General features: G+C 68.2%; 11 protein-coding genes and 3 pseudogenes. 7 read left to right on the top strand and 7 right to left on the bottom strand.

The genetic code is table 11. From position 1 onward, the window contains the following. Positions 1-1,457: pseudogene (locus E6R60_RS36210) on the bottom strand (tetratricopeptide repeat protein); the annotation flags it as partial. 726 nt (positions 1,458-2,183) lie between these two features. On the opposite strand from E6R60_RS36210, the gene E6R60_RS36205 reads away from it, so the two are divergent. Further along, positions 2,184-2,390: a hypothetical protein gene (locus E6R60_RS36205; RefSeq protein ID WP_136330984.1), complete on the top strand. Its 207-nt coding sequence runs from the start codon at positions 2,184-2,186 to the stop codon at positions 2,388-2,390. Positions 2,391-2,637: 247 nt separating this feature from the next. Here E6R60_RS36205 and E6R60_RS36200 read toward each other — a convergent pair whose 3' ends face one another. Further along, entirely contained in the window at positions 2,638-3,168 is a 531-nt protein-coding gene (locus E6R60_RS36200) for an NUDIX domain-containing protein (protein ID WP_136330983.1), read from the bottom strand. 1 nt (position 3,169) lies between these two features. Next, positions 3,170-3,784: pseudogene (locus E6R60_RS36195) on the bottom strand (hypothetical protein); the annotation flags it as partial. Positions 3,785-3,926: 142 nt separating this feature from the next. Here E6R60_RS36195 and E6R60_RS36185 point away from each other — a divergent pair. Next, positions 3,927-4,472, top strand: coding sequence for an HAD domain-containing protein (locus E6R60_RS36185; protein ID WP_136330982.1), 546 nt, complete (start codon positions 3,927-3,929; stop codon positions 4,470-4,472). Between the two features lie 90 nt (positions 4,473-4,562). Here E6R60_RS36185 and E6R60_RS36180 read toward each other — a convergent pair whose 3' ends face one another. Then, positions 4,563-5,066 (bottom strand): DUF2716 domain-containing protein, encoded by a 504-nt coding sequence (locus tag E6R60_RS36180; RefSeq protein ID WP_240802821.1) that lies wholly within the window; start codon positions 5,064-5,066, stop codon positions 4,563-4,565. 180 nt (positions 5,067-5,246) lie between these two features. On the opposite strand from E6R60_RS36180, the gene E6R60_RS36175 reads away from it, so the two are divergent. Continuing rightward, positions 5,247-5,945: a hypothetical protein gene (locus tag E6R60_RS36175; RefSeq protein WP_136330980.1), complete on the top strand. Its 699-nt coding sequence runs from the start codon at positions 5,247-5,249 to the stop codon at positions 5,943-5,945. A 244-nt stretch (positions 5,946-6,189) separates the two neighbouring features. Here the strand turns inward: E6R60_RS36175 and sodN are convergent, their stop codons facing one another. Then, positions 6,190-6,585: a superoxide dismutase, Ni gene (gene sodN / locus E6R60_RS36170; protein ID WP_136330979.1), complete on the bottom strand. Its 396-nt coding sequence runs from the start codon at positions 6,583-6,585 to the stop codon at positions 6,190-6,192. 179 nt (positions 6,586-6,764) lie between these two features. Here sodN and sodX point away from each other — a divergent pair, with 179 nt between their 5' ends. After that, positions 6,765-7,241 carry a nickel-type superoxide dismutase maturation protease gene (gene sodX, locus E6R60_RS36165; protein ID WP_136330978.1) on the top strand — a complete coding sequence of 159 codons (477 nt, stop codon included), beginning with the start codon at positions 6,765-6,767 and terminating at the stop codon, positions 7,239-7,241. Here sodX and E6R60_RS36160 read toward each other — a convergent pair. Continuing rightward, on the bottom strand, positions 7,127-7,774 hold the full coding sequence (locus E6R60_RS36160; protein WP_136330977.1) for a CGNR zinc finger domain-containing protein: 648 nt from the start codon (positions 7,772-7,774) through the stop codon (positions 7,127-7,129). The genes sodX and E6R60_RS36160 overlap by 115 nt on opposite strands. Positions 7,775-7,864: 90 nt before the next feature. On the opposite strand from E6R60_RS36160, the gene E6R60_RS36155 reads away from it, so the two are divergent. The 3 genes from E6R60_RS36155 (at position 7,865) to E6R60_RS36145 (ending at position 10,023) form a co-directional block, all read left to right on the top strand. Further along, a complete protein-coding gene (locus E6R60_RS36155) occupies positions 7,865-8,626 on the top strand; it encodes a class I SAM-dependent methyltransferase (protein ID WP_240802820.1) in 762 nt (253 codons plus the stop codon). 147 nt (positions 8,627-8,773) lie between these two features. Further along, the gene (locus tag E6R60_RS36150; RefSeq protein WP_136330985.1) at positions 8,774-9,262 is read left to right on the top strand and encodes a SigE family RNA polymerase sigma factor; all 489 of its coding nucleotides are present in this window, start codon (positions 8,774-8,776) and stop codon (positions 9,260-9,262) included. After that, the gene (locus E6R60_RS36145; RefSeq protein WP_136330975.1) at positions 9,259-10,023 is read left to right on the top strand and encodes a hypothetical protein; all 765 of its coding nucleotides are present in this window, start codon (positions 9,259-9,261) and stop codon (positions 10,021-10,023) included. Before E6R60_RS36150 ends, E6R60_RS36145 begins: the two co-directional genes overlap by 4 nt. Before the next feature lie 70 nt (positions 10,024-10,093). Here E6R60_RS36145 and E6R60_RS37695 read toward each other — a convergent pair. Next, a pseudogene (locus tag E6R60_RS37695) lies at positions 10,094-10,200 on the bottom strand (ectoine/hydroxyectoine ABC transporter ATP-binding protein EhuA); the annotation flags it as partial.

The following is a 10,200-nucleotide window of genomic DNA, read 5'->3' as shown; positions in this document are numbered from 1 at the left end:
CCATCGTTGGCAGCCCGCTGTGCGAGGGCTTCGGCACCATCACTGTCCCCGGCTGCCTCGCGCATTCTCATCAGTTGGACCATCGCATCGGTGCTGCCTGCATCGATGGCTTGCTGATAGAGGGCTTCGGCACCGGCGTAGTCCCCGGCCGTCTCCCGCTCCCCCGCCAAGTCACCGAGGGCACGGGTGCTGCCGGCTTGGACGGCTCGCTCAGCGAGGGCTACGGCGACGCTGTGGTCCCCGGCCCTCTCTCTCATCAGAGCCAGGTAGACCAAGCCCTTGGCGCTACCATCGTTGGCAGCCCGCTGTGCGAGGGCTTCGGCACCATCACTGTCCCCGGCTGCCTCGCGCATTCTCATCAGTTGGACCATCGCATCGGTGCTGCCTGCATCGATGGCTTGCTGATAGAGGGCTTCGGCGCCAGCGTAGTCCCCAGTCGTCTCGCGCTCCCTCGCCAGATAGAGCAGAGCGCCGGTATCGCCGGCCTCGGCCGCTTGCCGGTACAGAACTCGGGCACCGTCGTGGTCCTCGGCTGCCTCCCGTTCGCGAGCCAGGTCGACGAGAGCACGGGTGCTACCAGCGTTGGCGGCTTGGTCGCGTAGGTGGTGGGCCCATTGCAAGCGATATCGCTGTTTGGCAGCCTCAGCGAGGTTATACAGGTCGTCGGCATTCCTGAGGTGCTGATGGGCAGCGTGCCAGAACGAGGCAGGTGGGCACTTCACCCGTCGGGTGGTGCGGCCATGCTGTTCGAGGTAGTCGGCTAGCCGGAACGTCGAGCCCGTGTCGGGAACTAGTACGGGGTCCCGTGCCTCACTGCCCGGAGGGAGGCGCTTAGGGCGGGCGGCGACTCGATGTAAGGGTGCCTGCTTGCCGTGGACAGGCCGAGAGAGGTCAGTGAATACTTGCTCCGCCCAGTCCTCGGTGAGCTGGTGGTAGTCCTGATCGCTGAGGTAATCAGTTGCCGCGTCAATGAGCCATGCCTGAGGGAGGTGGAGGCTCATACCGAGACGACGTGCATCCATCGCTGCCTCCAACACTGCCTTCGAAGCAGGGCTGCTGTGCGCGTAGCGGCGCAGCAATTCGGGCGAGCCAGCGAGATCCTGAGTCACCCGCCCGTCGGTGCCAGCCCGTGTGAGGGCATCGGCCAGCAGCCGGTCGCCCCCTTGAGCAAGATCGGCAGCCATGCAGAGTGCCTGTTGATCGAAGGCGTCCGGGATGGTGAGGATGCGGCCAGCGAGTAATTCCCTTACCCGACTGTGTGGGTCCGGTTGGCCAGCCTCGGGCATGGCTGCGTACTGGTTGGCGTACTCGGACCAGAGGGTTCCTAGAACTAGAACTGGCTCACGCAGCGGATCGGTGAGAAGACTGTGCACTGCTGCCGCGACCCGCTCGCCCACCGAGGGTGCACCGAGGTAGTGCTGCGCCTCGTTGAGCCACACCACCGTGTGTGCCTGCACACGTTCAAGCTCATCGAGCGCAGCTTTGGCACGGGTCGGATCGAAGGGATGCCACAGGCGCCAACCTTGTCCCGAAAGTGGCTGTACGGCTTCCCAACAAGCTCTTGTCTTGCCAGTCGACGACGCCCCGACCAGGATCACCATCCGACTCCGGCCTGCGGAAACATCGCGTACCGCGTCAGCGAGGATCTGGTCGTGCGCGCGCCGTACATAGCCAGGCAGCATCCGCGCGGACTCTGTCCCTGAGCCGCGTCCGTTGAAAGCTGGTCCGGCGGGATGGACTTCCAAGTCGTGCGGGTTCCATTCGTCAATCGGTCTGCCTGGCCAACCCTGGTCAGACTCACGGGAGTGACCCGCCGGTGTGGCAGCTGTGCGTCGCAGCTCCAGCAGCTCATTGTCCGACAGATGCAGGGCCCGGGCCAGAGCTGCGACGGTATCGGCCGACGGTGTGGGCGCGCCCGTTCGGAATGCCTCCTGCACGGTAGTGCGGCTAAGTTCCGCCCTAGCCGCGAGCTGTGTCTTGTTCAGCCGGGACCGTGCCAGCCCATCCTCAAACGCTTGGCGCAACGCGGCTAGTGCTGCCTGGGAGTCCCTGCAGTCGTCGTGCATATGTCCCCCGGGTCCGTGCGTCCGACGTTGTTCATCATCGCCCGAGCGCACCACGGTGAACACCATCTTCGCGACCTTCGGTGGCGTCACTATCCCCACTCCTGCAGGGAGATTGTCATGACGGTGCTCGCCATTATTCTGCTCACGGGGACTCTGGTGGTCGTCTTCGCGCTGCTAGCCGCAGCAGGAGTGGCCAAACTGGCCCGTCTAGACGGCGCCACCTACCCCGCGGCCCTCGTGCGGGCTGCCACCACTTTCACTGCCGTGCTGACCCTTGAAGCCTCTCTCATCGGTACACTCGTTCAGTGTGCTCGGCGCGGTTAGCGCGCCCCATACCAGAACCAGGTCGGTGCGCTCGCGTCGACCGAACTGGCTACTTAGTGGCCGTGCAGCTTACGGGCGATGGCGTTCGCGCTCGTCAGCGCAAATGTGCATTGCTCACTCGGCACTTGGATGTTCTTCTCGAAGGTACCGAATTTACTTGCCGTATGCATGGTCCCCTCGCTCGTCCCAAGGGATGAGCGAGGGGGCACCACTGACACGCGTCTGGCCTGACGAAGCACGCGGGGTGTTAGCGCCATCCGTCGACTGACACCTGGGGGCCGTCGGTGAGGTAGCGGTGGAGGGCGCTGGCTGTGGTGTCCACGAATTCATCCGGGATGGTGTCGGCGTCGACCCAGCGGACCTGGGAGTGCTTGCGGGGTTCGCGGTTTTCGGGTTCGCCGGTCCATTCGTGGGCGGCGAAGACGACCGTGAGGAAGCCGTTGGGAGCTTCGACGCCCCAGGCGCCGTGGATGATGTGGGCGACCTTGAGAGACTCGGGCTTGACCGTGAGGCCGGTCTCCTCGCGGAGCTCGCGGACAGCGGTCTCCGTAATGGGTTCGCCCGGCTCGCTTTTGCCGACCGGGAGGTCCCACATTCCCTGGGCGAACTTGGCGTTCTCGCTGCGCTGGAGCAGGACGACGCGGTTGGTGGCCTTGTCGTGGACGATGACTGCGGCGACCAGCAGGGTCATGGATTCGAGCGCTGGCTTGAGGGCCTGCGGCTGGTCGTCGGTCTGCTGGGCCACGGTGTTCCCTTCGTCGGGCGGGTTGTTGGGCATGTTAGGCGAGGGCCTCGCGGGCGCGGCGGGCGAGATCTGCGGCTCCGGGGACGCGGCGGCGCTGGTAGATCGCGAGCGTGGAGCGGATCGAGGTGATCGCCTTGCGGGTGCGATCGGAGGTCATGCCTTCCATGAGGACCAGGGCCTGGGTCCAGGCTGCGACCGCTTCGTCGGCTCGGGCCTGGGCGGTCAGGCTGTCGCCGAGGTCGGCGTGGGTGAGGGCGGGGACGCGCTTGTACTTCTCCGGGCCCCAGCGGGTGAGCGCGCCGCGGTGCTGCTGTTCCGTGCCGATGTGGTCGGCGAGGTCGGTCAGCGTGCGTGCGGTGTGGCTGGCCACGGTGCCGGCGGCGGGGCCGCTGACGCGGGAGAATCTGGGCTGGGGACCGTCCTCGCGCAAGAGTGCGTCTTCGGCGGCGAGGAGAGCACGAGCGGCCAATGGGTTCTCGCCGACGACTGCGTAGGCACGGGCGTGCGTGATGTGGAGGAGCGCTTCGGTCTGGCCGTCGACGTGGCCGAGGCCGCGGGTGAGGGCGCCCTTGACGAGGTCCACGCAGTGGTGGGGCTGCTTGAGGCTGAGGGACTGGTGGGCGAGGGCGTGCATCATCCAGGCGGCATTCGACGCCCGCCGCTGGGGGGCCCACCTCTCTCGGGCGGGCCTGCGCGTCACCTCGGTGCTGGAACTGCGGCACCCGCGCCGCGACCCGCGGCCCACCACCCTCCTGATCACCGCCCGCAAACGCTGACCGACGGAGGAAACGATGCCCCTTCCCTACCTGCTTCTGGACATCGACGGCGTCCTCATCCCGTTCCCGGCCGCCGACGGCAGCACCCCGCCCACCCACGTCCGCCACACCGTCCAGCCCACCGGCCGGCACCCCGACGACCCCGTCCCCATCTGGCTCGACCCGAGCCATGGCGTCCTTCTCGCCGACCTCCTGACCAGCGGACTCGTCACCCCCGTGTGGTGCACGAGCTGGCGCAAGGACGCCACCACGATCGTCGGCCCTCTCCTGGGGCTGCCCGACTTCCCTTACCTTGACCTGCCTCGCCCCCAGATCACTACCAGTCACCCCGACGGCTACCTCTGGAAACGCGACCACGTCGACGGCTGGCTGGCAGACGCTCCCGCCGTCTGGATCGACGATGATTTCACCAGCCTCGACCACAACTGGGCGGCGGAGCGCACTGCCGGGGGAGCGCCGACCCTCCTCGTGCAGCCCGACCCACATCGCGGGCTGCAGCCCGAGCATCTGACCGAGGTGACGAAGTGGGTCTCGCAGTTACCCACAGCCCGCGCCGTCTGACGACTGATGCCCTCGCCGCCACAGGCAGCGAGGGCATCAGGATGCGCTGTGGGGTCTGACTCCTTGGTGCCTGTGAAGTTGGGACTCACCTCAGGTGGTGCCGACTGCCCTGCCGGACCTACGGATCGGCTGTCCGAGAAGCTTCTCCACCTCCGCGGATGCGGCGTCGAGGAATTCCTGACCGAACAGACAAAGGGACGTTTCCCAGGGGTGCCCAAAACTGCCCATACGGAAGTCTTCCGACAGGTAGACGTAGTAGTCCCCATCGGGGTACGGACTCAAGGGCCAGGCCGGCTGCCCAGGGCCACCGACGCCCAGCGGGTCGAAGCGATACGAAGTGTGCTGCCAGTCGAGCGCGAGCAGCGTTCCGCTCGGGCCCATGCAGGACTTCAGCCCCTGCTCGACTACCTCGACCAAGCGGTCCAAACGCTCGCACTCAGGATCGTCGTCAAGCACGGCAAGGCTCCAGGTAACCGATGCGACGGGCTCCTTGATGGCCGGCCACTTGAGAGAACCTGTACTCGGCCGGAACGTGAACTCGTCGTAGAAGCGGTCCCAAACGCGTCGGTACTCGGTCTCAAGCAGCTCGACCACGGGACTCTCCATCATGGCCCGACCCTATCGAGTCGCCCGTGTGAGGATCGGAGATGGATCCTTCACGGACCTTCGCTTCCCTCGACTCGGGCCATCAAGGTGTTCCGTGATAGGCGGGGGATGGCCTGATAGCCTGCGATCTTCGCCGGTCACCCGGACGGAGTCCCCCGGCGGGTCTTCATGTCTTGCTCTGAGCAGCTCATGACAGCTCTCGATGCCCTGGACCACGCCTTCGCCTCAGAAGGCCCCTTCCTCGTCACAGGATGCACGTACTGCTACGGCGAGCGCGACCTCGCCGCACTCTCCGGCCCGCTGCATCTCATAGGCGACGACCTGGTTTCCTCGGTTGCCGCAAAGACGCCTGATCATTGGGAAGGTTTTCCTCGTCTCTATCGTCACCTCGTCCCGCGCATCATTCGCCTACTCGTCACCGGCCGGCTCCACATCGACGAGGAGCTCATCGCCTCCCGCTTGATCCACGCGGGCTGGACCGCCTGGGAATTGCCCTTGGCCGAAGCCCTGCGGGACGTCTGGTCCGCTTGGTGGCAGAGCACGCTGCATACCCATCCCAGCCCCGTGCCCGTCAGGGATTGCCTCAGCGTCATCACCGTGGCCACCAACAGCCTGCGTCCTTGGCTGAACACATGGACCGCGACCAATACCCCAGCCGCCGATGCGCACTTGGCAGCCCTAGTTGACGACGTGATGTTCGAGTGCGAGATCACCGACTTGTGCATGGGCTTCTACGATGAGTACGACGCCACTGCCGAACTGCTGGGCTGGCTTCTCACCGACGTGCGCGATCGTGTCGTCGACACACGTCTCGACGCCCCCTTCCTCCATGAGTACCTTCAGGCAACCGCTCAGCGCTCCAGCTGATGCGCTATGCCATGGGAACTGAACGGAAAGCACCCACTGCGGGGCGAGCGTCAAGGGGGTTCAGCTGGTCCTCGCTCATGCTCCCGCCGGCGCCCCCTGCGGATCCACGCCCATCTGCGGCGAGGAGAAAAAAGACCGCACCCGGTCCGACCGGGACGCCGTCATCGGCGCCCCGCGGTCCGGGTGCGGTCAGGTACGGGCGACGCGGCCTGCGGCATCGCAGGTCAGTCGGCCCGACCGGAGATCAAGCCTTCTTGGTCTCCCAGAAGATCTTGTCGATCTCGGCGATCAGGTCGAGCGCCTTCTGGCCCGTGGCCGGGTCCGTGGAGCCCTTCGCGGCCGACAGCGCCTTGAGGGTGTCGTTGACCAGCTGGTGCAGCTGGGGGTACTTCTCGAAGTGCGGGGGCTTGAAGTAGTCGCTCCAGAGCACCGAGACGTGGTGCTTGGCGAGCTCGGCGCGCTGCTCCTTGATGACCACCGCGCGGGCCCGGAAGTGCGGGTCCTCGTTGGCCTGGTACTTCTCCTGGACGGCCTTGACGGACTCCGCCTCGATGCGGGCCTGGGCCGGGTCGTACACGCCGCAGGGGAGGTCGCAGTGGGCGCTGACCTTCACCTTGGGGGCAAACAGGCGGGAAAGCATTGAGCTGTCCTTCCTCGTGATCGTCATCTCAGGTGGGACATTACTCCGTGAGAACCGTGTTTTTGCGGGTGCCCCCTGGGGCTTAGGCCAAAAGTCCAGGGTGAGGACGGGACCAGTGGCCGAATGTACGGAACCCTGTGAGGGATGGTGTAAGGACGGACCGGGGAGGTGCCGGAGAGATGCGGGAGGTGCCCGAGGTGCCGGAACTGACCGATGACCAGCCCGGACGGGGGCCGGCGGGGAGAGTTCCGTTCCAGGTGGTGGAGGTGACGGGGCCGTCGATGGTGCCCACGCTCCACCACGGGGACTGGCTGCTCGTGCAGCACGGGGCGCCGGTGCGCCCCGGTGACGTGGTGATTCTGCGGCATCCGTTCCAGCAGGACCTGCTGGTGGTCAAGCGGGCCGTGGAGCGGCGGGACGGCGGGTGGTGGGTGCTGGGTGACAACCGCTTCGCCGGCGGTGACAGCACGGATTACGGGACCGTGCCCGAGGAGCTCGTACTGGCCAGGGTCCGGGCCCGCTACCGGCCGCTGGCGAAGGGTCAGCGCTCGGTGTGGGGGGTGGCGGTCTGGGCGGTCTCCGCGCTGCGGCCGGTCTCGGCGCCGAAGCCGGTCTCCGCGGCCCGTTCCGTCTCCAGGCGCTTCCGGGCCCGGTAGGCGGCCACGTTGGCGCGGGTCGCGCAGCGGTCCGAGCAGTAGCGGCGGGAGCGGTTGGTCGAGGTGTCGAGGTAGGCGTTGCGGCAGGGCGCCGCCTCGCACAGGCCGAGCCGGTCCACGCCGTACGAGGTGAGGTGGAAGGCGAGGCCCATCGCCGCGATCGCGGTGTAGCCCGCGGTGGCGTTGGACGGGTGGTCGGCCAGATGCATGTGCCAGTCCGGCTTGCCGTCCGCGTCCCGGATGTCGTGCCCCGAGATCTGCGGGCTGACCGGGAACTCCAGCAGCAGTGAGTTGAGCAGGTCGACCGCGAGCGTCTCGTCGCCGCCGTCGGCCGCTTCGAAGACCGCGCGCAGCCGGGCCCGTACCGACCGGAAGCGGGTCACGTCCGCGTCGGTCGCCCGCCGTGCGGCCTGGGCGTTGGCGCCGAAGAGCTCGCGCACCGCGTCGACCGAGGTGAGGGCGTCCTTGCCGCGGGCCGGCTCCTCGGTGTTGACCAGGCGCACGGCATAGTCCGAGTAATAGGCCAGTTCCACTTGTAGTCCTTACGGCGTCGGTCTAAGGTCGATGCGGCGATGAAGTAATGGGCTTCTAGGGGTCCAGGGTATTACATGGGAGGGTTTCGAGTGACGGAGACAGCGACGGGCGCCGACTGGCAGGCCTGGCAGACGAGCTGGGACCGGCAGCAGGAGTGGTACCTGCCCGACCGCGAGGAGCGCTTCCGGGTCATGCTCGACATGGTCGAGGCCTTCACGGGCCCGGAACCGCGGGTGCTCGACCTCGCGTGCGGTACGGGAAGTATTACGGACAGGCTGCTGCGGCGGTTCCCGAACGCCACCAGCACCGGCGTCGACCTCGACCCCGCGCTGCTCGCCATCGCCCGCGGCACCTTCGCCGGCGACGACCGCGTCAGCTTCGTGACCGCGGACCTCAAGGACCCGCGCTGGACGGAGCGGCTGCCGCACGACTCGTACGACGCCGTTCTCACCGCCACCGCCCTGCACTGGCTGCACAGCGAGCCGCTGGCCGCGCTGTACGGGCAGATCGGCGGCCTCGTGCGGGACGGCGGCGTCTTCATGAACGCCGACCGCATGATCGAGACGGCCACTCCCCGGATCAACGCGGCCGAACGCGCCCACCGGCACGCCGGCATGGACCGGGCCAAGAGCGCCGGGGTCCTGGACTGGGCGCAGTGGTGGGCGCTGGCCGCCGCGGACCCGGTGCTCGCCGGGCCGACCGCCGAGCGGTTCGAGATCTACGGCGATCACGCCGACGGCGACACGCCCTCCGCGGCGTGGCACGCCGACGCCCTGCGCGCCGCCGGGTTCGCCGAGGCGCGGCCCGTCTGGTGCTCGCCGTCCGACAGCCTGGTGCTCGCGGTCAAGTAGGGGCACCATGCGGGGCGGGGCGGTACGGACGACGGTCCGTGCCGCCCCGCCAACTTTTCCGGCGGCCCGCCGCAACCCGCCCCGCGCCCCACCGCACTGGAAGGGTGAGACGGTCCGCGCCCGCGGACCGGGGGAGGGGCGCAGATGATGCGGAGCGAGGGCGACGAGGCGCTGCACGCCTTCGTCGAGACCAGACGCACCGCACTGTTCCGCAGCGCGTATCTGCTCTGCGGCGACCGGCACGAGGCCGAGGACCTGGTCCAGGCCACGCTGGTCAAGGTGGTGCTCGGCGGCCGGCGATACGGACGGCTCGACAACATCGAGGCGTACGCGCGCAAGACACTGGTCAACACCTTCATCGCCGCCCGCCGCCGGTTCTGGCGGCGCGAGCAGTCGTACGGCGAACTGCCCGAACGGGCGGCCCACGCAGCCGACACGGACACCGGCCTGGCGGTACGGGCGGCACTCGCCCGGCTCACGCCCAGGCAGCGGGCCGTCCTGGTGCTGCGCTACTGGGAGGACCTGAGCGTCGAGGCCACGGCCGGAGTGCTCGGGATGCGGGAGAACACGGTCAAGAGCCATGCGGCTCGGGGGTTGGCGGCGCTGCGCGCCGAGATGGCGGAGGAACTGGTATGAACGACGTGCGTGAGCTGCTGGGGCGGGCTGCCGAGGACGCGGGGCAGCCGGTCATCAGCACCGAGGCGGTGTACGCGAGGGCGGGCCGGGTCCGCACGCGCCGCAGGGCCGCGGTGTCGGCCGCGGCGGTGTGCGCGGTGGCGGCGGGGGCGTTCGTCGTGCCCGCGCTTTCGGGGCAGAACCCGCAGAAGGCCTCGGTGGCGGCCCCCACCGAGCTGGTCGGCAACAGTGGCCGGGCCCAGCAGCTGGTCAAGATGCTGCCCGCGGACGTGGGGGCGGTCGAGCAGGTCTCGCTCGCCGTCATCATCAAGCACGCGACGGCGGAGCAGGCCGAGGAGCACCCGGTCGGACCGCTGGACGGGCATTACGCGGTGCGCAGGGACGGCGGCGTCGGCTACCTCACCGTCGGCGTCATGAACGCGAAGACGCTGGAGAAGAAGCTCGGGGGCGGTCCCGCGGACACGAACCTGTGCAAGGCGGGGAGGGGGGAGCCCCAGCGTACGGACTGCGTCCGGGAGGAACTGCCGGACGGGCGGGTGCTGACCATCTGGAGCGACTCGATGGACTACGGGGACGGCACCCCGCAGTGGGGCCCGGAACTGGACGCCCGGCTCACGCTCAAGGACGGCGGGCTGCTGGCCGTACGGGACAGCACCGGCTTCGAGGCCGACACCGCGCAGGGGCCGCTGCTGAAGACCCCGCCGCTCACGCGGGCGCAGCTGCGGGAGCTGATGCTCAGGCCGGAGCTGCTGGCGAAGTAGGCGCGCGTACGCGCGAGGGCGGTACGGACCGTGCCGGTCCGTACCGCCCTCGCGCGTCTGGGTGGGGCAGCTACAGCACCTTCGACAGGAACGACTTCGTCCGGTCGTGCTGCGGGTTGGTCAGGACATCGCGCGGGTGGCCCGACTCGACGACCACGCCGTCGTCCATGAAGACCA

The organism is Streptomyces sp. A0642, assembly GCF_004795105.1.
Classification (GTDB): domain Bacteria; phylum Actinomycetota; class Actinomycetes; order Streptomycetales; family Streptomycetaceae; genus Streptomyces.
This window is presented reverse-complemented; position numbering and strand designations above follow the sequence as displayed.